Source organism: Paenibacillus sp. J22R3 (assembly GCF_056269305.1).
Window position 1 is genome coordinate 268,325 of record NZ_JBWDNS010000001.1, and the last position, 25,864, is coordinate 294,188.

The 25,864-nt window shown below is 49.7% G+C and carries 23 protein-coding genes; 16 read left to right on the top strand and 7 right to left on the bottom strand.

Features of this window, described 5'->3' with window-relative positions; genetic code table 11:
* Positions 1–52 precede the first annotated feature (52 nt).
* A complete protein-coding gene (locus AC0YN4_RS01240) occupies positions 53–820 on the bottom strand; it encodes an alpha/beta hydrolase (protein WP_475780654.1) in 768 nt (255 codons plus the stop codon).
* A 106-nt stretch (positions 821–926) separates the two neighbouring features.
* On the opposite strand from AC0YN4_RS01240, the gene AC0YN4_RS01245 reads away from it, so the two are divergent.
* From AC0YN4_RS01245 to AC0YN4_RS01255, 3 genes are all read left to right on the top strand, one after another.
* Positions 927–1,889, top strand: coding sequence for a serine hydrolase domain-containing protein (locus AC0YN4_RS01245; protein ID WP_475834906.1), 963 nt, complete (start codon positions 927–929; stop codon positions 1,887–1,889).
* Positions 1,890–1,954: 65 nt separating this feature from the next.
* Positions 1,955–3,727: an ABC transporter ATP-binding protein gene (locus AC0YN4_RS01250; protein ID WP_475835555.1), complete on the top strand. Its 1,773-nt coding sequence runs from the start codon at positions 1,955–1,957 to the stop codon at positions 3,725–3,727.
* A 74-nt stretch (positions 3,728–3,801) separates the two neighbouring features.
* Positions 3,802–4,602, top strand: a complete 801-nt coding sequence (locus AC0YN4_RS01255) for a sugar phosphate isomerase/epimerase family protein (protein WP_475834907.1) — start codon at positions 3,802–3,804, stop codon at positions 4,600–4,602.
* A gap of 150 nt (positions 4,603–4,752) precedes the next feature.
* On the opposite strand, the gene AC0YN4_RS01260 is transcribed toward AC0YN4_RS01255, so the two are convergent.
* Positions 4,753–4,908 carry a DUF1540 domain-containing protein gene (locus AC0YN4_RS01260; RefSeq protein ID WP_475780657.1) on the bottom strand — a complete coding sequence of 52 codons (156 nt, stop codon included), beginning with the start codon at positions 4,906–4,908 and terminating at the stop codon, positions 4,753–4,755.
* Positions 4,909–5,022: 114 nt separating this feature from the next.
* Between AC0YN4_RS01260 and AC0YN4_RS01265 the strand changes: the two genes are divergently transcribed.
* A complete protein-coding gene (locus AC0YN4_RS01265; protein WP_475780658.1) occupies positions 5,023–6,330 on the top strand; it encodes a chloride channel protein in 1,308 nt (435 codons plus the stop codon).
* A 30-nt stretch (positions 6,331–6,360) separates the two neighbouring features.
* Here the strand turns inward: AC0YN4_RS01265 and AC0YN4_RS01270 are convergent, their stop codons facing one another.
* Positions 6,361–6,831, bottom strand: a complete 471-nt coding sequence (locus AC0YN4_RS01270; protein ID WP_475780659.1) for a C40 family peptidase — start codon at positions 6,829–6,831, stop codon at positions 6,361–6,363.
* A 246-nt stretch (positions 6,832–7,077) separates the two neighbouring features.
* On the opposite strand from AC0YN4_RS01270, the gene AC0YN4_RS01275 reads away from it, so the two are divergent.
* From AC0YN4_RS01275 to AC0YN4_RS01320, 10 genes are all read left to right on the top strand, one after another.
* On the top strand, positions 7,078–7,611 hold the full coding sequence (locus tag AC0YN4_RS01275) for a hypothetical protein (protein ID WP_475780660.1): 534 nt from the start codon (positions 7,078–7,080) through the stop codon (positions 7,609–7,611).
* 91 nt (positions 7,612–7,702) lie between these two features.
* The gene (locus tag AC0YN4_RS01280; protein ID WP_475834908.1) at positions 7,703–8,026 is read left to right on the top strand and encodes a metal-sensitive transcriptional regulator; all 324 of its coding nucleotides are present in this window, start codon (positions 7,703–7,705) and stop codon (positions 8,024–8,026) included.
* A gap of 107 nt (positions 8,027–8,133) precedes the next feature.
* The gene (locus tag AC0YN4_RS01285) at positions 8,134–10,362 is read left to right on the top strand and encodes a heavy metal translocating P-type ATPase (protein ID WP_475834909.1); all 2,229 of its coding nucleotides are present in this window, start codon (positions 8,134–8,136) and stop codon (positions 10,360–10,362) included.
* Between the two features lie 24 nt (positions 10,363–10,386).
* The gene (locus AC0YN4_RS01290) at positions 10,387–10,584 is read left to right on the top strand and encodes a cation transporter (RefSeq protein WP_475780663.1); all 198 of its coding nucleotides are present in this window, start codon (positions 10,387–10,389) and stop codon (positions 10,582–10,584) included.
* Between the two features lie 125 nt (positions 10,585–10,709).
* Entirely contained in the window at positions 10,710–12,650 is a 1,941-nt protein-coding gene (locus tag AC0YN4_RS01295; protein WP_475834910.1) for an ATP-dependent DNA helicase, read from the top strand.
* Positions 12,651–12,722: 72 nt separating this feature from the next.
* Complete coding sequence (locus AC0YN4_RS01300; RefSeq protein ID WP_475780665.1) at positions 12,723–13,445, top strand: DsbA family protein; 723 nt, start codon at positions 12,723–12,725, stop codon at positions 13,443–13,445.
* Positions 13,442–13,945, top strand: a complete 504-nt coding sequence (locus AC0YN4_RS01305) for a disulfide oxidoreductase (RefSeq protein ID WP_475834911.1) — start codon at positions 13,442–13,444, stop codon at positions 13,943–13,945. The genes AC0YN4_RS01300 and AC0YN4_RS01305 overlap by 4 nt, the downstream gene beginning before the upstream one ends.
* Before the next feature lie 245 nt (positions 13,946–14,190).
* Positions 14,191–17,115, top strand: coding sequence for a 2-oxoglutarate dehydrogenase E1 component (locus tag AC0YN4_RS01310; protein WP_475780667.1), 2,925 nt, complete (start codon positions 14,191–14,193; stop codon positions 17,113–17,115).
* The gene (gene odhB / locus AC0YN4_RS01315) at positions 17,108–18,394 is read left to right on the top strand and encodes a 2-oxoglutarate dehydrogenase complex dihydrolipoyllysine-residue succinyltransferase (protein ID WP_475834912.1); all 1,287 of its coding nucleotides are present in this window, start codon (positions 17,108–17,110) and stop codon (positions 18,392–18,394) included. The genes AC0YN4_RS01310 and odhB overlap by 8 nt, the downstream gene beginning before the upstream one ends.
* A gap of 145 nt (positions 18,395–18,539) precedes the next feature.
* Complete coding sequence (locus AC0YN4_RS01320) at positions 18,540–19,868, top strand: deoxyguanosinetriphosphate triphosphohydrolase family protein (RefSeq protein WP_475780669.1); 1,329 nt, start codon at positions 18,540–18,542, stop codon at positions 19,866–19,868.
* Positions 19,869–19,973: 105 nt separating this feature from the next.
* On the opposite strand, the gene AC0YN4_RS01325 is transcribed toward AC0YN4_RS01320, so the two are convergent.
* The 4 genes from AC0YN4_RS01325 to AC0YN4_RS01340 form a co-directional block, all read right to left on the bottom strand.
* Positions 19,974–20,627, bottom strand: coding sequence for a C40 family peptidase (locus tag AC0YN4_RS01325; protein ID WP_475834913.1), 654 nt, complete (start codon positions 20,625–20,627; stop codon positions 19,974–19,976).
* A gap of 186 nt (positions 20,628–20,813) precedes the next feature.
* Complete coding sequence (locus AC0YN4_RS01330) at positions 20,814–21,926, bottom strand: Ger(x)C family spore germination protein (RefSeq protein WP_475834914.1); 1,113 nt, start codon at positions 21,924–21,926, stop codon at positions 20,814–20,816.
* A complete protein-coding gene (locus AC0YN4_RS01335) occupies positions 21,923–23,308 on the bottom strand; it encodes a spore germination protein (protein WP_475780672.1) in 1,386 nt (461 codons plus the stop codon). The genes AC0YN4_RS01330 and AC0YN4_RS01335 overlap by 4 nt, the downstream gene beginning before the upstream one ends.
* Positions 23,301–24,383: a GerAB/ArcD/ProY family transporter gene (locus tag AC0YN4_RS01340; RefSeq protein ID WP_475780673.1), complete on the bottom strand. Its 1,083-nt coding sequence runs from the start codon at positions 24,381–24,383 to the stop codon at positions 23,301–23,303. The genes AC0YN4_RS01335 and AC0YN4_RS01340 overlap by 8 nt, the downstream gene beginning before the upstream one ends.
* Positions 24,384–24,573: 190 nt before the next feature.
* Here AC0YN4_RS01340 and AC0YN4_RS01345 point away from each other — a divergent pair, with 190 nt between their 5' ends.
* Positions 24,574–24,807 (top strand): hypothetical protein, encoded by a 234-nt coding sequence (locus AC0YN4_RS01345; protein WP_475834915.1) that lies wholly within the window; start codon positions 24,574–24,576, stop codon positions 24,805–24,807.
* Between the two features lie 63 nt (positions 24,808–24,870).
* A complete protein-coding gene (locus AC0YN4_RS01350) occupies positions 24,871–25,779 on the top strand; it encodes a hypothetical protein (RefSeq protein ID WP_475834916.1) in 909 nt (302 codons plus the stop codon).
* Positions 25,780–25,864: the final 85 nt, after the last annotated feature.

The following is a 25,864-nucleotide window of genomic DNA, read 5'->3' on the forward strand; positions in this document are numbered from 1 at the left end:
GCCGCGGTAGGAATGAGCATAAGAGCTCAATCCTTCCGCGGCTTTGTTGTCTTTATTCCAGCGGCAGCCATGCAAGCACACGCTGAATGTGCTCGTCCCAATAGCCCCATTCATGCTCGCCGGGCCCTTCTTCATAGGTAAGGGGCAGTCCAAGCATCTCGGCATGTTCACGGAACCGCACGTTGTGGCTGTATAAGAAATCCTCGGTTCCGCAGCATTGATAGAGCTTCGGAATCGGTTTGCCGGATGCAGCAAGCTTCTCCGCAGCCAGGAACAAATTGTTGGGCAGCTCATCGACCTTTTCCTGTGAGCCAAAAATCAAGTTATAATCAAGGGAGACACGATCGTTTAAGTCACTCAAGTCAAGCGCGCCTGACAAGCTGGCCGCAGCCGCGAAGGACTCCGGTTTATTCAGTGCGAGCTTAAATGCGCCATAACCACCCATAGACAAGCCTGCAACGAAATTATCTTCTCTGCGGTCCGACAGCGGGAAGAAGGAACGGGCAATGGCAGGAAGCTCCTCGCTAATAAAAGTCCAATAATTGCCTCCTAAGGCCATATTCGTATAGAAGCTGCGGTGTACGGATGGCATAACAACAGCGATGCCAAGCGCGGCTACGTAACGCTCAATTGACGTTCGTCTAAGCCAAATCGTGTGGTCATCCGATAAGCCGTGAAGCAGGAATAAAGTCTTATGTTTCGTCTGGCCGGCATGAGATGCCATTCCGATCTGTGAAGGAGCAACCTGTGGTAATATAACGTTCATCGACATGGACAAGCCAAGCACTTCCGAATAGAAATCACATTGAATAAGAGCCATACAGTTCAATACCTCCGGTTTATTCGCATTTGTAAGGATTGGACAAGCTATTCTTATTTTACATGCCGGCATTCCATTCAGCCAGTCAGAAAGGAACTAAATACATATGGACTTACTTACGCCTGCGTCATCCAATAGGGCTAAACTCGATACGGATGAATTACGAAATCATCTGGAAACTTGGAAAATAAACGATGTCGTCATCCTGCGGGGCGGCGAGCTGCTATGGGAGTGGCATGACAAGAATGCGGACCGAGTCAGCGCGATCTACTCCTGTACGAAGAGTATTCTCTCTGCCTTAATCGGCATCGCCATAGAGCATGGCCATATTAACAGCATTGACGAGCCGATTGCCGACTACTTTCCCGCGCTTGCAGCAACTGATGATCGACGCAAACGTTCCATTCGAATCAAGCATCTGCTATCCATGACGTCCGGACTGGATTGGCCGGATTTCGATAAGCCGTATTGGAAAATGAAGCGTGCGGACAATTGGATATCTTTCATTCTCTCGCAGCCAATGGCGCATGAACCAGGAGAAGCTTTTGCCTATAATTCCGGAGGTTCTCATTTATTATCTGCCATTCTGACGAAAGCAACAGGAGCATCAACCTATGCCTACGCTGAGGAGCATTTATTTCAGAAGCTGGGTTTTCGTAAACCGAGATGGAACAGTCACGATGGCATTTACGAAGGTGGAGCGGGACTGCATATGACGTCCAGAGATATGGCGAATTTCGGTCAGCTGTACTTGCAGGGCGGGCTATGGGAGGGGGAGCAGGTTATTCCACGGAGCTGGGTCGAAACTTCAACCACGGTTCATCATAAAGGACTGGCTCATTATGAGCCTCCGATATTCGGCGAATACGGGTACCATTGGTGGATATCGACAGAGGCGCATAATGGTGTGGTAGACTACTGCTTCGCCAAGGGCTACGGGGGACAATATATTTTCATCGTACCGTCTTACGATCTCGTTGCTGCTATTCGTAAAGAGCCTGAGGGCAAGAGCAGCGCGGTGGCAGCCAAACAAATTCTGTTCCAGCATATCCTTCCGTTCTGTTCATAATCTGTTCAAAAACCGCTGATATGCTTAACGCGTACTACAGAATAGATACGCAGAGGAAGGAACTGATTGCAATGAAAGACCAGGCACAACCAAGCGGCGGCTGGAAACCGCTGCTGCGATTGATCGGACAAACAAGACCGTCTAAAGGACTACTTATTACAGCCATATCGATGAGTTTAATCGGGACATTAATTTCGCTTATCATACCGTTGTTTACGAAAAATCTCGTGGACGGCTTCTCGATCAGCAATCTCAGCTGGCAGCAAATAACGCTGTTCGGCGGTATTTTTGTCCTACAAGCTCTAGCCAGCGGGTTCTCGATGTATATGCTGAATGCGATAGGGCAGCGCATCGTGGCCAACTTGCGCGACAGGCTGTGGAAGAAGCTGCTGAAGCTGCCGATTCCGTTCTATGACAATCATCGTACAGGTGAGACGATTAGCCGAATGACCAATGACACCGGCGTCGTGAAGCAGCTGATCTCTGAGAATTTAACGAATTTCTTAACGGGGATTATCTCGGTGATCGGATCGGTTGCCGTATTGTTCTATATGGATTGGCAAATGACCGCAGTCATGCTCGGCGTTATTCCGATTGCTGCCGTATTCCTGATCCCGTTGGGACGTCAAATGTATATCGTTTCGAAAGGATTGCAAGAAGAAACCGCATCGTTCACGACTACGCTGACACAGGTTCTCTCTGAAGTCAGACTTGTGAAGTCCATGAATGCCGAGAAACGCGAATACACGGCAGGCAGCACGAGAATCAGCAGTCTGTTCAGCTTCGGCTTGAAAGAAGCGCGAATTCAAGCGATGATTGCACCGCTCATGTTTTTCGTTATGATGATGCTGCTTGTGGTCATTATCGGTTACGGCGGTGTGCGGGTGTCCTCAGGTGCCTTATCGGCAGGCGAACTCGTTGCCTTTATTCTGTACCTCATTCAAATTGTCATGCCGATGACGCAAATCACTTCATTCTTCACGCAGTTTAAGAAAACAGTCGGTGCGACGGAACGGATCATTACGATATTGGAAGCGCCGGAAGAAGATCACGAGGGGGGCAAGCCGGTTGATCGTACAGATCAAGCGATATCCGTTAATGATCTCAGCTTCAATTATGCGAATGGCGAGCCGGTGCTGGCTGAGCTGAATTTCCGCGTGGAGCCGGGTACGGTTACGGCAATCGTGGGACCTAGCGGTGGCGGGAAAACAACCCTGTTCTCTCTGCTGGAACGGTATTATGAGCCGACAGGCGGTTCAATCAAGCTTGGTAAGGAATCCATCGACAACTACAACTTGAGGTCTTGGAGAAGTCAGTTCGGGTATGTGTCGCAGGAAAGTCCATTGATTGCAGGCACGATCCGAGACAATTTGTGTTATGGCATGGATCATGAAGTCAGCGAAGCTTCAATTGTTCATGCAGCGGAAATGGCTTATGCCCATACATTCATCAGCGAGCTGCCGAATGGTTATGATACGGAAGTCGGCGAACGCGGCATCAAGCTTTCCGGTGGTCAGCGTCAGCGTATTGCCATTGCCAGAGCGCTGCTTCGTGATCCGAAGATCCTGATGCTGGACGAAGCGACATCAAGTCTTGACAGTAAATCCGAGGTTGTTGTTCAAGAAGCGCTGAAGAATTTAATGGCGGGGCGAACGACGCTGGTCATTGCACACCGGTTATCAACGGTTGTAGATGCCGATCAAATTCTGTTCATTGAGAAAGGGAAGCTGACCGGAAGCGGGACGCATGATGAGCTTCTTGAATCTCATCCGTTATACTTGGAATTTGCCACGCAGCAGCTTCGTTTAAATGAACGAGAAACCGTAGAATTAGAGTAGTCAGCGTGGACGAGCACGTGTATAGTAAACTGTGGTAATTTTAAAACAGGTATAGGTCTGAGGAGGAACATGAAATGCAAACGAAGTTTCTGAAAGCATTGTGGGGAATGGAAGGCACATATCGGGATATGTTTACCCGGATTCAAGCAGCAGGTTTTGACGGTGTTGAAACACCGATGCCTGAGGCCGATCAAGAGAATGAATTCAAGGAACTGCTGGAAGAGTTCAAATTTGACTTTATCCCGCAAATCTTCACAGGCGGCGCTGATCATGCAGCAAGCTTCGCTGAGCAAGTGGAGCGCGCGGTTTCGTTTAAACCGCTCTTCGTAAACTCCCATAGCGCACGTGATCATATGACATTCGAGCAGCAAGTTAACTTCTTCGAACAAGCGCTTGCAGTAGAACGTGCAACCGGCCTTGCGGTTGGTCATGAAACGCACCGTCAACGTGCGATGTTCACGCCATGGACAACGGCTCGTTTGCTTGAAGCGCTCCCTGAGCTCAAAATCACAGCAGACTTCAGCCACTGGACTTGCGTTTGTGAGTCGCATCTGGAAGATAACAGAGCGGATATCGAGCTTGCGATTTCCCGTACGCTTCATATTCATGCGCGTGTAGGATATGCGGAAGGACCGCAAGTACCGGATCCATCGGCACCGGAATACGCTTACGAAGTGTCATTGTTCGAAGGCTGGTGGAAAGAAATGATCCAAAGCCGTGCGGCACAAGGACATGCTGTTTCCACGGTCGTGCCTGAATTCGGACCTCCGGGCTACATGCACACACTTCCACACACGAACCAACCGGTTGCAGATCTGTGGGAAGTGAACGATTGGATCTACAAACGTTTCCGTGAGAACGTGAAGATCTGGTAAGCGTAAAAAAAAATTGCAATTTCCATTCTCAATGATAATTATTATCACTGTTGGCTATACTACGGTATAGAAGGACAGGACGAGCCGCCTTCTGGTCGAGGCGGCTCGTTGTTGTTTCATCAGGAATTATTACACAATCGGAACATTCAGCTAGATTTTCGGTTCAAAGGTTTTGCAATCTGTCTCTTCGGAATTGTTTGCTTGTTTCCCGCGGTTACTCACCACATAAATGGAAGAAGCGTTGCAATGGTTGCCTGCAGCCCAATACTTGCAGGAGTTAACTTCGCAAAGTACATCTTTCGCCATCTGAACTCACCTCCGTTCTCATTTAGGATGGTCGTTTTGGCATGCCTTTTATACGCTGTTGCAGAAGTTTATTGCCTGTATAGCTGTGAAGCGGCTATGATAGGGAGCAAATAGATGGCAAGGGCGACGATGACGATGATGCGAAAGAGTATCCTGTGGATGCTGTATAGTGTGGTAACGGGAATTGCGGTGGGCTCGGCTGCTGCTTTATTTCTAGCCGGACTCGAATATGCAACTTATCTTCAGAATTCCTTTTCTTGGCTGATGCTGCTTCTGCCTGTTGCCGGAGCAGGGATGAGCTGCTTATTTGTGAAATATGGAGCGAATACCGCAAAGGGTAATAATCTCATTATTGAACAAATACGCAGGCGCGATGATCATCTCCATCTCTATGAACGAGTCCCAATTCGGATGGCTCCACTCATCCTGCTGGGTACATGGATCACGCATTTATTCGGCGGATCAGCCGGCCGAGAAGGAACGGCTGTTCAGATGGGCGGCAGCCTTGCCGATTGGTTTGGAAGGACATTTCAAGCTGATGCAGCAGGCAGAAGAATCCTGCTGTTAGGTGGCATAAGTGCCGGATTCGGTGCTGTATTCGGGACGCCATGGGCTGGTGCGGTCTTTGCGCTTGAAGTTGTAATTAGGGGCAGGAAGCTTGCCTATAACGCGATCTTGCCATGCCTCGTTGCAGCATTCGTAGCGAATTATACGACACTGGCCTGGGGGATTCACCATATCAAGTACAGTATGGGGAGTGATATTCCTTCACTTAGCTGGGTTGTATTGCTGAAGGTGTTGATTGCATCGATCTTGTTCGGATGGATGAGCCTGATCTTCACGGCCGCGATTCAATTCGTTAAGCGAATCTCCTCGAAGCATATTCCACTAGGCTGGATTAGAGCTTTCGTCGGAGGATTGCTCATCATTGGATTAGTCTTAGGAGCCGGTACACGAGAGTATCTGGGGTTAAGCTTACCGCTTCTTGTGCAATCGTTTCAGGAGCAGGTGCCGGGTGCAGCATTCCTATGGAAAACTTTGTTTACAGTTATTACGTTAGGCACGGGTTACCTTGGAGGAGAAGTTACTCCGCTGTTTGTCATTGGAGCCGCGCTCGGCAATGCGCTCGCGCCGCTTCTGCATGTAAGTGTTGCCTTTCTAGCCGGGCTTGGGTTAATTGCGGTATTCAGCGGAGCTGCCAACGCACCGCTTGCTTGCGCCGTTCTTGGTATAGAGCTGTTCGGTACTTCCGGAGCCGGCTATATGCTTCTGGCATGCCTCGTCAGTTATATGTTCTCCGGACATAACGGCATCTACAGCTCGCAATTAATCGGCGTCGCCAAGCCGCGCTATTATATTAAAGTGCCCGGTCTAAGCATGCTGCATTCGAAACGAGAAAAGGGAAGAAACGCTCAGCGGTGAGCGTTTCTTCCCTTTTAAGTTAACCTGCTTCTAGGATACGCGGCGTGCTGTAGCGTAGTGATCGCTCCACCAACCGGAATTGATGCTCGAGATCATGACGCCCGGCTTACCGTAGGTGTGAATCATTTTGCCGTTGCCGATGTAGATGCCGACATGGTGAATCGGTTTATAGAAGAAAACCAAATCGCCTGGCTTCAAGTTGCTTTTGCTTACATAAGAACCGACTTTGGATTGGCTCTTAGACGTACGCGGAAGCGTTGTACCATACTTCTTAAATACGTATTTGGTAAAAGAAGAGCAATCAAAGTAACGTGTTGTCGAAGTGGAAACGCCATATTTATAAGGTGTACCGAGATATTTTTTGGCTGTGCTGATAACGCTGCTTGCTTTCGAAGCTGAAGTTGCATGAGCCGGAGTAGCCTGTAATGCCACTGTACCGCCTGTAAGTAAAGTGAAGCTCAATGTGATGCTCATTACAAGTTTGCTGATTTTTGTTTTCATGTTGAATTCCCCCTGTGATGTTCATCTAAGTAGTTTTAATTGCCTTTGCCTTGGGACAAACGACCTAGGAACATCATAGCACATAAAAAAATCCCAACATTTACTTGGAAAGCGGATTCACAAGGAATGACAAGGGTTTCAGCCGAAGTATGAGAAATGCATTAGAAATTCTTCATCGAACGAATATTGACAGACGCCGCGGAATACTATCATGGAATGATGGGGTGACAAAGGGGCGTTTGATTGATGAATTACTTCTATATCGGCAGTATTGTTGGGGTTGCAGGCATGTCCGTCTGGTCGATCATTCGTACATATTTAAGAAGTCAGTTCATTAGCTGTATGGCCGGCATGATGATTGCAATGACGATTGGGATGATGACCAGCGTCACTGTAGGTACAATTGCAGGGGTCATGTATCCTAAGGATTTAACCTTCCCTACAGCGGCCTCGGTGCTGGTTGGGCTTGTCTGCGGTTACTTGGCAGGGAAGCCTGTCAGTACGATGGCAGCGCTTGACGGCATGCTCGCAGGGATTATGGGAGGCATGATGGGTGCCATGCTTGGCGTCATGATGGGCACTCATGCCGTGATGATGGTGATGTTCGTCGATGTGCTGTATCTGTTCGTTCATCTGGTTGTTCTGCAGCTGATTCGGGAAGAATCACAGGAAGTGAACATAGAAGCGCAGGAAAGCAGTAAACAGACGTCGCTGCTGCATCCGCTCGTATTCGGGCTTGGCATATTCGTGCTTGCAGCCGTGTTTCTGTATCAAGGTTAAGCGAACGCAGCGCAGCGAAGAGGCGGGAGAGTGAAGTTGTATACCCCCTGGAGGTATGATATAGTGAAAGATAGGAAAAGGGGGATGTGGGATGAACCATACCGAGCACGAGCATTGCAACGATCAAGCCGGTTCTGTCCGGCGCAGTGCGCATACCGATGAAATCAAGAACAGCTTAATTACGCGATTGAACCGAATTGAGGGTCAAATTCGCGGTTTGAAAGGGCTCATTGAGAAGGATACGTATTGCGATGATGTGCTCAATCAGATTGCCGCTGCTCAGTCGGCCTTAAATGGGGTCGGGAAGCTGCTGCTGGAGCATCACATGAATAGCTGCGTTATCGAACGCATCCAGCAGGGAGATCATGATGTCGTTAAGGAACTGCTGGTGACCATGAACAAGCTGATGAAATAACAGACCGACAGACCGGAAGAGCAGGCTGTGCGGTCTTTTTTACACCACTTGTAATACCCCCATGGGGTATGATAAGATGATGTTGAGAACATACCCTCCAGAGGTATATGGAAGGGAGAGAGGAACCTATCGTGGCGACACAGAAGACTACTCTGCAGATCAGCGGCATGACATGTGCCTCTTGCGCAGCTCGAATCGAGAAGGGGCTATCGAGACTTGAAGGTGTCACGAGTGCCAGCGTGAATTTGACGATGGAAACCGCTCGTGTGGAATATAATGAAGATGTCATCGCCGTAGGCGACGTGATGAGCAAAGTGGATCAGCTTGGGTTTCATGCTGAGCTACATAAAGAGATGTCGCAGCTCGGCGAACAACGCGTAGCGGGTTTGAAGCAGCTGAAGCTTCGGTTACTTGTTTCGGCGCTGCTCTCTTTGCCGCTGCTGTTAGCTATGGCAGATCATTTCGCTTTTGCATCATTTCTTCACATTCCGGGCTGGTTAATGAATCCTTGGCTGCAGCTCGCTTTGGCTACACCGGTTCAATTTGTAATCGGAGCTCCGTTCTATATAGGCGCTTATAAGGCATTACGCGGAAGAAGCGCCAATATGGATGTGTTAGTGGCGATCGGAACATCTGCGGCTTATTTCTATAGTTTGGTCGAGACGCTGGCATCCCTGGGGGATAGCATGCATAGTGTTGAACTTTACTATGAAACGAGTGCGCTGCTCATCACCTTCCTGCTGCTCGGGAAGTTACTCGAAGCGCTGGCGAAAGGTCGTTCCTCACAAGCGATTAGTGCTTTAATTGGTCTGGCACCTAAGCAAGCCGTCGTCATAAGAGAAGGAATCGAGGTTCGCCTGCCGATTGAAGAGGTGCAGCCCGGTGATTTAGTCGCCGTGAAGCCGGGGGAGAAGATCCCCGTCGATGGCGTTGTGCTGGAAGGCAGCTCATCCGTGGATGAATCGATGCTAACCGGAGAGAGTTTCCCTGTTCACAAGCAAGCGGATGATCCGCTTATCGGGGCAACGATTAACGGAAACGGAGCTCTTGTCATGAGAGCCACGAAGGTGGGCAAAGAAACCGTACTGGCTTCCATTATCCGTATCGTGGAGGAAGCGCAAGGCTCGAAGGCGCCAATCCAGCGAATTGCGGATGTTATCTCCGGCATATTCGTCCCAATTGTGATCGGAATCGCTGCAGTGACGTTCCTCGTATGGTACTTTGCGCTCGAGCCCGGTGCATTCCCGGAGGCGCTGCGCAAAGCGATTGCTGTGCTTGTTATTGCCTGCCCTTGTGCACTTGGTCTCGCTACGCCAACCTCAATAATGGCCGGGTCAGGTCGGGCTGCTGAGCTGGGCATCTTGTTCAAAGGCGGAGAGCACCTTGAGCGAGCGCATCTCATTGACGCTGTGCTGCTCGACAAGACGGGAACCGTTACTGAAGGGAAACCGAAGCTGACGGGTTATCAGGTTGAGGCGGGGTTTCAAGAGGAAGAGCTGCTTCGATTGGTTCTTACAGCAGAGAGCAGCTCGGAGCATCCGCTTGGCGAAGCCATTGTCGCAGGTCTTCTTGAGCGGGGGATCGAGAAGGCAGCGGCCATCGAATCGTTCACGGCGATACCTGGCTTCGGGATCGAGGTGCGTATCGAAGGGAAGGAACTGCTTGTCGGCACTCGGCGCTTGCTAGCGCAGCATAGCGTCGAGTTTGCGGATCAATCACAGATTAGAGAGCTGGAGAATGCCGGTAATACGGTTGTACTCGCAGCTGTAGATGGCGTGTATGCAGGTTACCTCGCGGTTGCCGATCGGATCAAACCGACATCTCGCGCGGCCGTCGAGGCGCTGCAAGCACTTGGTTTGGAAGTTGTATTGATCACAGGGGACAACGCTTCAACCGCGCGGGCAATCGCGGAACAAGCAGGGATCGGTACCGTCCTTGCCGAAGTTTTACCGGAAGGTAAGGCAGAGGAAGTGAAGAAGCTTCAAGCGCGCGGACTTAAAGTAGCGATGATTGGCGATGGCATCAATGATGCACCGGCACTCGCTACCGCAGATATCGGCATGGCCATGGGAACAGGTACAGACGTTGCCATAGAGGCTGCGGATATTACGCTGATGCGCGGCGATTTAAGCAGCATTCCCGAAGCAATCGCGCTTAGCCGCAAAACCATGAGCAACATCAAGCAGAATTTATTCTGGGCGCTTGCCTATAATGCAGTCGGGATCCCGATTGCCGCAGCCGGCTGGCTCGCCCCATGGGTGGCAGGGGCTGCGATGGCACTGAGCTCTGTTTCCGTCGTACTCAGCGCCTTAAGACTTCAACGATTCCGCAAATAACTTTGATTAGAGGAGCGATTTCGAATGACAACTACCATTCAAGTGAAGGGCATGTCCTGCCAGCATTGCGTGAACAGCATCGAGGGAGCACTGAAGAAGAACGGCGTAGCGGCAAAGGTTGATTTGCCCGGCAACCGGGTTACGGTCGATTATGAAGAGAAATCGATCTCTCTGGACCGCATCAAAACGTTGATTGAAGATCAAGGATTCGATGTCGTGTAAGCACATGTGGCAATTCTTTCATCAAGGCTAATCCACGAGATGGATTAGCCTTTTTGAGTGAAAACATGTTATGATAACGGTTTGAAGTTGTTTGAAATTGAGTAGTGCTGGAGGCTTTGAAACTGGTGAACAAGTACCCTTTTGACTTTGACCCGAAAGAATCCTTCGTCCAGCAAGCCAGTGATTGGATTGCGGATGTGTTCTATGAACGGCTTCCTGAGGCCGGATTTGAACTCCGAGATGAGCAAATTTATATGGCTTTTCAGCTGGAACGGGCTTATAGCGAGAAACAAACGATTTTTGCAGAGGCTGGCGTAGGGACGGGGAAAACGTTCGTCTATTTGCTTTATGCCATTAACTATGCACGATATACGCGCAAACCGGCCATCATTGCCTGCGCGGATGAATCGCTTATCGAGCAGCTGGTGAAGCCGGAAGGCGATATCGCGAAGCTGGCACGATATCTGGATTTGACGATTGATGCGCGGCTGGGCAAATCGATGGATCAATATATTTGCTTGAATAAGCTTGAAGATGCAAGAGGCGGCTTCACGGATACGGAAATTTATCGGGATATGCATGCGGCATTGCCTGAGTTCGTCCATAATCCGGGCACGATGCAAGCCTTCTACCCCTATGGCAATCGCAAAGATTACCCGAATCTGACCGACGATCAGTGGAAAGCGGTTGGCTGGGACGTATTCCAGGACTGCCTGGTTTGTTCTCGGAGACATCGCTGCGGCCAGACGCTCTCGCGCGAGCATTACCGCAAAGCAGCTGACATTATCATCTGCTCGCATGACTTCTATATGGAGCATGTGTGGACGTATGAGGCGCGTAAGCGCGAAGGACAGCTGCCGCTTCTGCCTGAACATAGCTCTGTCGTATTTGACGAAGGCCATCTGCTGGAGACTGCGGCTCAGAAGGCGCTCACCTATAAGCTGAAGCACAATGTGTTTGAATCTATCATCACGCGGCTGCTTCAAGGAGAGATCCGCGAGACACTTGCTGTCACGATAGATGAAGCCATTGATCAGAGCGAGCATCTCTTTAGACTGCTGGATTCCAGCAGCCGTTCCATTGCAGCTTCGGACCGGCGTGAAGTGATCATGTCAGATCGGTTGTTGAAGGAAGTCACTCGCTTCGGGGCGGTGCTTGCAGCGATTGAAGAGGAGCTTGTCTTCGAGAGCGGGATGTTCACGATCGATGCCTACCAGCTCACCATTGTGGAAGAGCACATCGAGATGCTCCAGCTGGCATTGAACTTATTCAAAAAGCCGAGCGGTTTGATTACTTGGATCGAAGAAGAGCAGGACGGCATTACGCTTGTCATTATGCCGAAGCTGGTGAAGGAGATTCTCGAGGAGCGCGTTTTCTCGAAGCATATGCCGATCGTGTTCTCCTCTGCGACGATGTCCGTCAATGATTCGTTTGATTATATTGCAGACAATCTTGGAATCCAGAAGGCGTTATCCTTCTCGGTAGCGTCGCCATATGATTATGAGACGCAAATGAGTGCGGCGGTTGCGCCGATTAGCAGCCAAGCTGACAAATTGAAGCTTGCGCTGCGAAGACTGCAGCAATCAGAAGGACGAGCGCTTATCTTGTTCCCGTCCAAGGAGGAGCTGCTGCAGTTCAGAACAGATATCGTTTCGATTCCCGATTTCGATGCTTTCCGGTTTCTGTTTGAAGGGACCGCTGAGATCAGTCATCTCATCGAGACGTTCCAACACGATGAAGCCAGTGTTCTATGTGCGGTTACGTTATGGGAAGGGCTTGATATTCCGGGTCCGTCGCTGTCTCATGTGCTGATGTGGTCGCTTCCTTATCCACCGCATGATCCTGTCTTCACAGCCAAACGCAAAGATGCCGAACTTCCATTCGAAACGGTGGACATGCCTCATATGCTGCTTCGATTGAAGCAAGGTTTGGGCCGATTGATTCGTGGTCGTGAGGATAGCGGGATGATCACGATAATGGGCGAAGAACTGGCGGATGCACGCGTAATGGAGCAAGTAGAGCGCATTCTTCCGGCAGGCGTTAAGCCGGAGACGCTAAGCGTTTGAATGAATTGACATCTAGTAAATCGATCTCTACAATTTAACTAGAATAGGCTCATAGAAAAGGATGGGGAGCAAATGTCGCAGCCAATGAAGAAATCCACGTATAAGAGTCAACGCAAAGCCGAGCAAGAGAAGCTGGAGAAGCAGCGCAAGTTTATGAAGAAGCTGATGTGGGGTACAGGTATCGTTGTTATTCTGGGTATTATTGCAGCCCTGATATTCACACCGAAGGCTGATCCGACCGCGTTTGATTATGAACAGCTGCCTATTCTGGGCAAAGCAGATGCGCCGGTGAAGATCGTCGAATTCGGCGATTACAAATGCCCATCCTGCCAAGTGTTCAGTCAGCAAATTAAACCGCAGATCGAGAAGGACTACGTGGAGTCGGGCAAAGTTGCATTCTACTTCATGAACTTCCCGTTCATCGGTGAGGATTCAACGACAGCCGCACTGGCCGCTCAGTCCGTGTATCATCAGAATAATGACGCTTTTTGGAAATATTTCGATATCCTTTATAAGAACCAGCAAGACGAGCATACTCTCTGGGCAACGCCTGAATATTTGGTTCAGCTAGCTAAAGATAACGCGATCGATGTCGATTTGGATTTGCTGAAGAAAGATATCGAAGAAGGCACGTATGCGTCCGAGGTCAGCAAGCATAAATCCAAAGCAATCGCCGCTAACGTAAACTCCACGCCGACTCTGTTTATTAACGGAGAAGAATTTACAGGTCAATTCGGTGACTATCCCGGTATTAAGAAAGCCATCGATGACGCGCTGGCCGGCGGGGACAAATGATCCAAACGTCGAAGAGCCTTGGGTTCTTTAGCAAATACGCGCTCTATTTGGCGTGGATCGTGTCGATCGTCGCAACGGGCAGCAGTCTGTATTTAAGCGAAATCATGCACTTTATTCCATGCAATTTATGCTGGTATCAACGAATATTCATGTATCCGCTTGTCGTACTCCTCGGAATAGCGAGTTACCGCAATGACCGGAGGCTGATCCCCTATATTTGGCCGCTTTCATTAATTGGCGGGTTGATTGCCTTGTATCATTATGCGGAACAGCAAATTCCGGCACTGGCCAAAATGCTTCCTTGTACCGTCGGTGTTCCGTGCAGCGAAGATTACCTCGATTGGTTTGGCGGTTACGTCACCATTCCATTCCTGGCTTTGATCGCTTTCGCCCTGATTACGATGCTGATGCTGAATGCGCGCGGCACGGCTGAAGAAGCCAATGAGGATTCCGAGCAAGACGAGTCGGATGAAGAGCTGGGTGAACGTTCCACCTTATAATAAGAGTAGAAGTCCTTCGGGACTTCTTTTTTTTGTGAAATTAGGAGCTAATTTACTTGCATTATGCGGTTGTGAGTATGCATTTTCTCAGTCAACGGGGAATCCGGCTTTTAAATATGAACATTCCAAGGACTTTTGCCTGTTCATTTGTCCCAACTATGATGTTTCTGCTATCATGTATGGATGGAAGTACAAAGGGTTAATTAATTAAATAAGCGCATCTAAATAGTTGGAGGTAGCCTGTAATGACAGCAGAGAATAATAGTCAGAAGTCGCCATGGGAACTCTATTACGGCCCGAATTTAGGGTATATCGAGGAAATGTATGAAAAGTTCCTGATAAACCCTGAAACGGTTGAGCCAGCATTCAGAGATTCTTTTGCGAAGTGGGGACCGCCGCCGTCCACATCGGCGAAGGGCATTGTGAACGTGAATCCACCACTCGCATCCGGCGTTTCGGGCTCTGATAGCATCAAATCGATTGATCCTGCGTTCTTGAAGAAAATCGTCGACGCTGGCAAGCTTGTAAGGAACATCCGTACTTACGGCCATCTGGCAGCCGACAACGATCCGCTCGGTTTATCTGCCGCATCGGATACACAGCTGCTTGAGCCCGTGACATTCAAACTGTCATCGGAAGATCTGGAATCGATTCCTGCTTCTCTCATCTGGGAGGAAGCACCGGAGACGATTCGGACAGGTGCCCAAGCTATTGCTCATTTGAAAGAAGTTTACACGAAGTCATTCGGCTTCGAATTCGGTCATATTCATGCTGAAGATGAGCGCATTTGGCTGCAACGCCAAGCTGAAATTGGCATGGCAAGCAAACCGATGAGTGCCAAAGAACGAATCGCTTTGTTTGCACGGTTAGTTGATGTCGAGCAATTCGAGACTTTCCTGCATCGCTCGTTCGTAGGACAGAAGCGTTTCTCCATCGAAGGAACGGATACACTTGTGCCGATGCTGGACGAGATTGTCCGTGAGCTCGCGCATGACGGCGCTCGTCACATTCTTATGGGGATGGCGCACCGTGGACGTTTGAACGTACTGACACATGTTCTCGGCAAACCATACACAGCTATTTTCGCTGAATTCCATCATTCGCCAAACAAAGAGAAGGATTTGTTGCCATCCGAAGGCGCGATGGGTATTAATATCGGCTGGACAGGCGACGTGAAATATCACTTAGGCGCGCATCGTTCGCTTAAAGAGAATGAAACCGTTGAAACACGTATCTCGCTGTCAAACAACCCGAGTCACTTGGAATACGTAAATCCGATTGTTGAAGGCTATACACGTGCAGCGCAAGATGATCGCAGCAAAGCCGGCTATCCGAAGCCTGATTTCGGCAGCGCAGCAGCGATTCTGATGCATGGTGACGCGGCGTTCGCAGGTGAAGGTATCGTGGCTGAGACGCTAAACTTCAAGAAGCTTGCAGGTTATGAGAACGGCGGAACGATTCATATCATCGTAAACAATAAACTCGGCTTCACGACCGAGAGCAGGGATTCGCGTTCCACGCATTATGCGAGTGACCTTGCAAAGGGATATGAAATCCCAATCGTACATGTTAGCGCCGACGATCCGGAGGCGTGTATTGCTGCGGTTCGGATGGCCTGTGAATACCGTCAGAAGTTCCACAAAGACTTCCTGATCGACATGGTCGGCTATCGCCGTTACGGTCACAACGAGACGGATGATCCGGAAACAACGCAACCGCTTGTTTATCAGAAGCTTCGCAACCACCCGGTTGTCGGCCGAATTTACAGTGAGAAGCTGAAAGAGAAAGGGCTTCTGTCTGAGGATCAAGTCACCGCCATTAGACAAGCAAGTCTTGCGAAGCTGCAAGCCGCTCTAGATGAGGTTAAGTCGAGCGATAAGTCGTTCAAGCAGCCTAAGATCGACGATACGAGCAAACGTCGCAAGAAAGAAGTCATTACTTCCGTTCCGCTGAAGAAGCTCAGTGCCATTAACGAAGAGCTGCTTAAATGGCCTGATGGTTTCAAGGTGCACGAGAAGCTTGAACGTATTCTGATGCGCCGTGCTAATGCTCTGGATAAGGGCAGCAAAGTGGATTGGGGCTTGGCAGAAACGCTTGCGTTTGCAACCATCCTATCCGACGGTACGCCAATTCGTTTGAGCGGACAAGATTCGGAGCGCGCAACCTTTGCATTCCGTAACATCGTGCTGCATGACTATGAATCGAATGCAACGTTCTCGCCGCTTCACAAGCTACCTCAAGCCAATGCTTCCTTCGCGGTGCATAACAGTCCGTTAGCTGAAGCTTCTGTACTTGGGTTTGATTATGGATATAACGTGTTCTCTCCGGAAACACTTGTTATTTGGGAAGCACAATACGGAGACTTTGCCAACTGTGCGCAAGTTATTATCGACCAGTTCATCACGGCTGGCCGTGTGAAATGGTCGCAGAAGTCCGGTCTGATCATGCTGCTGCCTCATGGCTATGAAGGTCAAGGTCCAGAGCATTCCAGTGCGAGACTTGAGCGTTTCTTGCTTTTGGCAGCGGAAGATAACCTGACTATCGTAAACCTGACGTCAGCGTCGCAATACTTCCATTTGCTTCGTCGTCAAGCTGCGATTATCAATACGGACGAAGCGCGTCCGCTCATCGTGATGTCGCCTAAGAGCTTGATCCGAAACCCAAGCGTCGCTTCGGATCCGGTTGAATTCAGCAATGGCTCGTTCAGACTAGTGCTGGAACAGCCAGGTCTTGGCAAGCAACCGGCGCAAGTAGAGCGACTGATCTTCTGTACAGGTAAAGTGGCTATCGATCTGGAAGCTGCGTTAGAGCTTAAAGACGGTCAAGCAGCGGATACATGGAACTGGGTTCATATCGTTCGCGTGGAGCAGCTGTATCCGTTCCCGAAATCCGATATCGAGCAAATCATTAACCGTTATCCGAATGTGAAAGAAGTGCTGTGGGTTCAAGAGGAGCCGCAAAACATGGGTGCATGGAACTATGTCGAGCCGCGGATCCGCGCGCGTGTAACACCTAATACAACCGTTCGTTATATCGGTCGTCCGAAACGGTCGAGCCCGGCAAGCGGATTCCAATACGTACACAACATGGAGCAGCAACGTATCGTATCCGTTGCGCTGAATCGCAGTACTCTAACAACGACGACTAAAGGGGAGAACAGCCATGAGTGAAATTAAAGTACCCGAAATGGGCGAATCGATCGTAGAAGGCACGATCTCTAAATGGCATGTTAAAGCAGGTGACAGCGTTAATGTAGGCGATGTGCTTGCTGAGCTGGAAACGGATAAAGTTAACATCGAAATCAGTGCGGAGCAAGCCGGCGTTGTCGAGCAGCTTCTTCGCGGCGAAGGGGAAACCGTAGCGGTAGGCGAGACGATCGGCTCGATCGGAAGCGGCTCCGGTGCAGCGGCTTCTCAGCCAATGTCGCCTAGCAGCGACCCTGCAGCAGCACCAGCTCCTGTAGCGCCTGCAACGACTCCTGCAGCGCCAGTGGCTGCTCCTACACCTGCAGCAGCGCCTTCTCCGGTTGCTTCCGATGCGAATGCAGCTGTGTTCGCTGCTACGCCTGCAGCACGCAAGCTGGCAAGAGAGCGCGGCATTGACCTTACGCAAGTGCAAGCGCAAGATCCGATGGGCCGTATCCGTCAAGAGGATATTCAAGCTCATAACACAGCGGCGAAAGCCCCGGCAGCAGCGCCTAGCGTACAAGCAGCTCCTGCGGTGTCTGCTCCTGCAGCGGAGCCGGGCAAACCGGCTGAACGCCGTAAGATGTCCCGTCGCCGGATTACGATCGCGAAACGCCTAGTAGAAGCGCAGCAAACCGCTGCAATGTTGACAACGTTCAACGAAGTCGACATGACGGCGATTCTTGAGGTTAGAAAACGCCGGAAGGACGCATTCAAAGAGAAGCATGACATCGGTCTTGGCTTCATGTCCTTCTTCACGAAAGCTGTAATCGGCGCGCTGAAAGCATTCCCGCTGCTGAATGCAGAAATCCAAGGGGATGAGATCCTTGTGAAGCAATACTACGATATCGGTATCGCAGTATCTGCCAAAGAAGGTCTTGTTGTTCCGGTCGTGCGTGAAGCGGATCGTCTGAGCTTCGCTCAAATCGAGAAGCAAATTGCTGATCTTGCCGGTAAAGCACGTGCCAATACATTGGCACTGAATGATCTGCAAGGCGGCACATTTACGATTACAAACGGCGGCGTATTCGGTTCGCTGTTGTCCACGCCAATTCTTAATGCACCGCAAGTCGGTATTCTCGGTATGCACAAAATCCAAATTCGTCCTATGGCGATTGACGATGTGCGCATGGAGAACCGTCCGATGATGTATATTGCGCTTTCGTACGATCACCGTATCGTCGATGGCTCCGAAGCGGTTCGCTTCCTCGTTACCGTGAAGCAATTGCTTGAAGATCCAGAATCATTGCTGCTTGAGGGCTAGTTCTTTCGGCGGACAAACATCAACCTCACTTTCTGACGTTAGGGCATCTATCCCTGAACGTCAGCTTGTGAGGTTTTTTATTTGCTATTGGTACACATTCTACATAGAATGAGGGTAAGACAGCGAGAAACGGAGGCGAATGCAGATGAACGTACGCAAAATGCGGTTATTTGATTTCGGGAACATCCACTCCAGCGAGGATCGGGATGAGTATGAGAAAGACTATGCCAGATTGATTCAATCCCCGGCATTTCGTCGCCTGCAAGGCAAATCACAAGTATTCGGAGCAGGCTCCGGTGACTACTATCGAACACGGCTGACACATTCGCTTGAAGTGTCGCAAATCGCCCGAGAAGTGGCTCGTAAGCTCGGGAAGAGTTATTCGTTCCTGGCGAACAAAGAACATCCGGGACTGATGCTCGATCCGGAGGTAGTGGAATGCGCATCGCTTGCGCATGACTTGGGGCATCCTCCTTTCGGCCATAAAGGGGAAGAAGTGCTCAATGAACTGCTCATGGAAGAGTGCGGACTTAAATACGAAGGCAACGCTCAGAATTACAGGATCCTAATGTTTCTGGAGAAGCGTGCAGGAAGTGACAGCGGGCTCGATCTGACAGCTGCGGTACTGCTCGCCATTAATAAATACCCGTTCTGCCTCGATGATCCCGGTCGATTAAAAGGTGTCTATAGCATGGAATGGGAAGGGATCAGCGCGCTGCGAACCGCTTGGGGGATGCCTGACGGCTGTGCGACGCTTGAGGCGCAGCTCATGGATCTGTGTGACGATATTGCTTACTCGACGCATGATATAGAGGATGGAATTCGGGCAGGGAAGATTCAGATGAATCCCAGCTTGTTCGAGGATGATCGTCTCGTTGCGAACGTCATGCAGGAAATCATCAACGATCCCGGCAATGCAGTGATGCACTGGGAGCAAGTCGATATGAAGCTCATGGTGAAGCAGGCGCTGCATCATTATTTGGAGCAGTGGGAAAGCATCTACGTGGAATGCGGCAGGGAGCCGTCGCGCACGCGCAGAGAGATGAAAGCGCGGTGGGTGAGGAAGTTTGTCAGCGGAGTAGGGATCATTGACGATCCGGCAACAGGCTGGAAACGAGTTACCTTCGTTCGCGACGGGGTGCAGGACTTAGAGCTGCTCCGTACGATGGAGATCTTGAAGAAACTGGCATGGGTCATGCTGATCAAGGATTTCCGCGTGCAGCGGCTTCATAAACGCAGTGAGATCATCATTAAACGTTTATGGGACAGCTTCAAAGTGCAGGACTCGGGGCGTCTCATCATACCGCCGGATTGGCTGGAGAGCTACGAGCGCCTCAAGGACGTGTGGTCATGGGAGCGGATGGTGTCCGATTATATCGCGGGAATGACGGATGCCTATGCGGAGAAGGTGTATACCGAGTTTTACGGAAGTGCGTCTACGACCAAAGGCGGCTTACTGTACGATAGGGATTAAATGGGAAGGAGGCTGCCCGGGTGCAGCCTCTTTTTTGATGTGGTAGGTAAAGCCGAAAAAAAGCTGCCCCAGAAGCCGGTACTCGCACTTTTGGGACAGCCCATATTAGTAGAATAGCTTATCGGTTCCAATAATTGTATTGCCATCATCAATACTGCCATCATCTGTGTTGCCGCCGTCTGTATTATCGCCGCCATTATCCGTATTACCGGAATTGTCATTAGCAATGACATGACGAGCTGTTACGAATGTCTTGTCCCAAGAGCTGCCGGAGAATTTAGATACCGTTACCCCGACACCGACACGGTAGGTTTGGAGCAGTTTGTCATCACCAATGTAAAGGCTTACGTGATTAATGACGCCATCTCGATTGGTATCGGAGAACACAAGATCCCCTGGCTGCAGTTGATCCTTCGTTACTTTCGTGCCGACTTTAGCCTGTTGTCTAGACGTACGCGGCAAATCGATGCCATGCTGTTTAAAAATATATTGAACAAAAGAGGAGCAGTCGAATACAGAAGTAGTTGTCGTTTTGGCAGCGTATTTGTAATCGACGCCTAGATATTGTTTGCCTGTTGCAATGATGTCATCCACAATAGAAGCATTTGCGCTTGCGCTCGTTTTCGTAGTCGTGCTCGTCGCTGCATGCGTAGTAGTTGGTGTGAGAAGCATGCTTCCGCCGCCAATTGCGATAGATAACACTAATGTAAGGTTCAGTAGTTTTTTAATAAAGCGTTTACGAGTTATTGTGTTAGTCATGATGAATTCCTCCTGCACTGAAATGTAGTAGGATACAGGCCGCTGTGATTGCCTAAAAACACTATAACACAGCATTTCGAACCACTACTTTCCAATGAGTCGAAGAAACTATGGCGTATATAGAGTGAACCCGATTATGAGAAAATGATTAGAAAATTCTAATGTGATACACCTTGACTTACAGCATTATTTCTTCCGAAGCTCCAGCATGCCGGTAGCCATTAGTTTCACTTTGACATCAAGCTCAATCCCCGGTACTTCCTCGTTTACGGCAAGTCCCTTGCGATACCAGACTTCGTTTAAGGAGTAGATATCCGTCGATCTTTTCTTGCCTACTTCATAGGTTTTCATGATTTCGTCGTATAAGCTCTTCTCGAGCATTTTATTCATCTCATGTAGTGAGAAAGCCTTCTGCTGCTCCCGAAGACCGGCGTCCATATTAATGGTTACTTTGACGATTCGTTTACCATCCTTATATGCGGCTCGTTTCTTCACCTTAAGGCTCTTGAGCGTAGCCGTTCCAATGAAAGCACCTTGATCGTCCTTGATGGGAAGCATACCGCGCTTGGTGTTCTTCCGTAACCATTTCACACCTGTAGCCTCTTCGCGGCTGAATCGAGCTTCGCTCTTTCCGTTCTTGAGCGCGACAAGCCCATCCACGATTGGCAATGAGAATCCTTTTCCTCCTTTCTTCCAATTGTTCGAGAGCTTTACATGGTCAACCAAAGTTATCTCGTACGGTTCTCTTGTAGACCGGATCAACTTCTGATACTGGATGGGTTCAAAAGAAGACTGAAGCTGCTTAAATAACAGATTCGGCTGATAGTACAGCGTGGCAACATAGGAGCTGCCGGTGATGGGCATGGTGCTCAGAATCTCTGCAAGATCCTCATTCGTCGCGAACACCCAAGGTGTATAACGTTGATCGCGAGTTCGCATCAATTCATCATGAATATCGAATATTCCCCTGGCAAGAATTCGATCGCTGAAGATGAACGCTTTATTCTGCGTCCAATCCATTCGCATTTGACTTTCTTTCTGCAGATCGAATATCGCCATCCCGATGCTCTCGCCTTCGCCTTTGCCGATCACGACGGGTTTAGCGCTTTGGCCGCCGCCTTCTTGCTTGGCCATTGTGCTGAGGTCATTGATTTGCGCATAAATCTTATATTTGCCGTCGACGTAATCAACCCCTATTACGGTAACGAAGTTGAAATATTGAATGTTCTTCACATCCCAGCAGCCGCACAGCGATGACAAGATGCAGCTAATCACGATGGCCTTTACGGTTCGTTTCATGGGCTATCGTCCTTCATCCTTGTATCGTCCTGCAAATGGAGGTTCTGCGGCCGTTTATTCATGAGTTTGGCCGGTTTCTTCAGTATGGCTCCTACAAGATCCGGCCATGATGGCGGTGAAATCGGAGAAAGGTACGGAATCCCGAACGATTTGAGATCGGACAGATAGGCGACGACGAAGAAAATCGACATGAAGAACCCGAACATGCCAAGAATAGAGGAAATAATCATGATGACGATGCGAACAATGGATACGATGCCGCTAAGCGTCGGGTTTACGAGCGTGTAGCCGGCAATCACGGTAGTTGCTGCCACGACGGTTACCGTCGGAGACGTGATTCCGGCGCGAATAGCGGCATCACCCACGATGATGCCGCCTACGACGGTAACGGTTGGCCCTACCGATTTGGGCAGCCGTTGTCCGGCTTCTTTGAACAATTCAAACAATACGAGCACGACGATCGCCTCGAATGGAACGGTAAGCGGAAGGCCGATCCGATTCGAGGCGATTGTCGCTAATAAGGGCAATGGCACCTGCTCGAAATTAAAGCCGATCAGCGCAATGTAGAAAGCGGGCAGAAACAGTGCCAAGTACCAGCCGCAAAACCGGATTAACCGCTGAAAAGAACTGATTACCGCCCGGAAATAGCCATCTTCCGGAGAGTTTATGAGCGATGTAAGCGTAATGGGGGCGATAATGGCCAGCGGCGAATTGTCCAGCAGGATCACGAAACGGCCGCTCATGAGGCATTCCGCGGCAAAATCGGGGCGTCCGGTGTTATCGATTAAGGGGATAACCGAGTACGAACGGTCCGAAATCGCTTCCTCGAGCTGTGAGCTTGTGACAAGCGCGTCGATTTGGATTTTCTGCAATCTGCGTCTTGCTTCATTAACAGCCCCTTTATTCGCGATATCCTGGATGTAGAGAAGATTTATTGCGGTCTGGCTTCGAACACCGATTGCAAAGGCTTCGACTTTGAGTGTCGGCGTAGCCAAACGTTTGCGGATTAATGCCAAATTCGTCTGGATACTCTCGGTAAATCCGTCGCGTGCGCCTTTCGTAGACGTCTCCGTGACGGACTCTTCCGTCGTTCTTTGAGGAGGATCAGCGACGTATTGCACATAACAACGAGCGGTTTTCAAGTCGAACAGGAACAATTCCCCGTTAAATACATAAGAGGAGAGCTCGGTCTTCCATTGTGATGTTAGTGTAACGGGATGCTGCCGCCAAAGTTCTTCGCTATAGGTACTGATTTCGTTGATTTGTTCACGGTTCGACAGCCCTTTGCAGAATACGAATAGAAAGGAGTCGTTCATTTCGAAAGTAATATCGCCGCACCCCTCGAATAAGAGCCGGATATCGCTTTCGCTTAGGTTAGCCATTACGCTGCACCTCCTTCTTGTTCTTTCCGACCCGGATGCAAATTAAGACCACGATGCTCACGACACCGCAAAATAAGATGGAGCTTGAATAATAATGTCTCACTTGAGCGTGGAAATTCACATCCGAGAGTCTAGTTAGATTGACTACAAGGAGAACTGCCGAGATCAGAAGGAGCAGAATCTCGGGATGCTTCCACTTCTTCACCCACAGCGAGTGAATGATGTAAATTCCCAATGAAATGCGGATAAACGCGCCGGCCAGCCATTGATAAATGGACAAAAAGTCCGTCTGGCTCAGCATGCTTCCAATGGCTGCCATCCGCCACTGCTCGTAGGCCGGGTATCGCAGCAGTGTAGCTTCGAATGGCCCGAACATGGCGATTACGCCAGTCAATGGCCCGAATGTCAGTTCAATTAACATGAGAACGACGAGACTGATATTCAGGCGCGACAGCTTTCCTTTTACTTCGTCTTTCAGGAATAGCACGAGGAAGATCTCTGTTACACCGGAAGTCGTATACCAAGCGCCTTTCGTGATTGATTGTGCCGAATTTTTGAGGATGGGAAATAAATAATTGTAGTCCTTATATTGAAAGTTGACCGTCATGACGTAGAAACCGGCGGCAATGATCCATGGGAGCAGGATACCGTTTGTAATGGCGATGGCCGCCAGCCCTTTTCTTGCCGTGAAGTAACTGATACCAATGAGACAAAGGCCGACGACCCATTGCGGCGTATAGGTTAAGTAAGACGAGTTGGACCACATGATCGTATCCCGTATACTGATGCTTGCTTGTGTCAGGAAATATACAGTGAACAGCAGGGTGAACATAAGCCATACAAACGTAGGCGCTTTCTCCAGCATCCAGGTGGATAACGAAGCAGGGATCTTTCTGTAGATATAGACATACAGCAAGCCAAGAAGTAAGGAGGGGATGATGGCCGCCAAGACAGAGATCCATGCATCGCGATTCGCCGTATCCAGCAAGATGGGGATCAAGATGACGTGGTTGGAGATTCCGATAAATGTAACCAGCAAGGTGGACAATTGGAAAGGGGTAATTTTATCGTTCAATTCCATGCTCCTCCTTTCATTGGCATGTAGTTAAAGTTACCAATTTGGCAAATTTTATGTATTTACGGCATTCTCAAGCATGATGGATCAGGTTTGGCCTGAAGAATGTTGTCCTTATACTGTGGAAGCGTATAATGAAAGACGGGTGATTAAATAGGGCGGATTACTTTTGACCCAGGGGGCTATAGGGATGGAAAACGAAGCGAATACTAACGTTAAGTGCGCCATTGAGCGGCTCGGGAAAGTGGTTGCCGTAGATGAGAAGGTTCTTGCCATCGAGGTGAACGGTAAGGTACTGCAGCTGCCGCGCGAGAAGGCGGACTCGGCTGTCGGGGCAGGTGATGTGCTGCGCTGGGACGGAGTGAAATGGGTGCGAGCGCAGCGGGATGAAGAAGCCGCGGAGACAATAATGAGAGAAGCTTAATCCCCTTTGCACCCTAATCGGAGGGGGCTGCTGCGAATCGTTAAGTAAGGGGTGATTAGATTTATGGAAGTTTTAGAATCGAAACGCTGTTTGTTCTGTGATGAGCTTGTGAAAGTGAAACGAAAAGGCGGCAATGAATGGTACATTGACTGTATGTGCGCGCCGGGCGGATCTTACGGGCTGCGGGAAGACAGCTACGAGCCATATCGACTATTGACCTACTCGGAGAAACGGAATTTGTTCCCGATCCTATCGGCTTATATTCGGGAACAGACGGATTGTGATGAGAAGGTCATTCTCACGTATGAGGCTCGGGAAACCATCCTGCAATCTCCGCAAATTCCGATTACAACGGAAGAGAAGGGGAATCGACTTCTCCGATATTTGCACCGACATACCAAGGGTCCCGGTGAAGCGGTTGTTATTAATCAGTTCTCGCAAAGCTATAATTTGACATATTCCTTGAATCTGCAAGAGCTTGTGTTTATTACGGAGAAGCTGAAAGAAGACGGCTATATTGAGCGCATCGGCTCAACGTTCAAGCTGACGGAGAAAGGCTGGGTGGAGGCGGCTAACACCGCGAGCGGCAAAGCCTTGAAGCCTTGTTACGTTCAGCTTAGCCGCAATGATGAGAGCATAAGCAGAGATTGGCTGGAGGCGGTATTCCCGAGGTTGATTCAGCTTGGGTATGCACCGAAGTTTCTGGAAGAGGATCTCTCGCTGAGATTGGATCCTAAACCGATTGAAACGATGCTGCAAGAGGTGAGCAACTGCAAGCTGCTGGTGGTGGATGTGACGGAACCGACCGCGGAGCTGTGGCTTCGTGCGGGCTATGCGATAGGCAATGAGATCCAGATTATTTGGACAAGTCAAGTGGCCGATCAAACGCTGCCGCAAGGAGTCAGACCACTCGTTTGGCAAGATGCGGAGGAGTTGGTCAGAGTGCTGCAGAAGGTATTGACGAAGGAATAATGGCTTATTTAGGGGTTGCTCGGAGCGGTGTTCATAGGCTATAATCATTTTATACAATTTAATTAAATGCAATATACTGTGAACT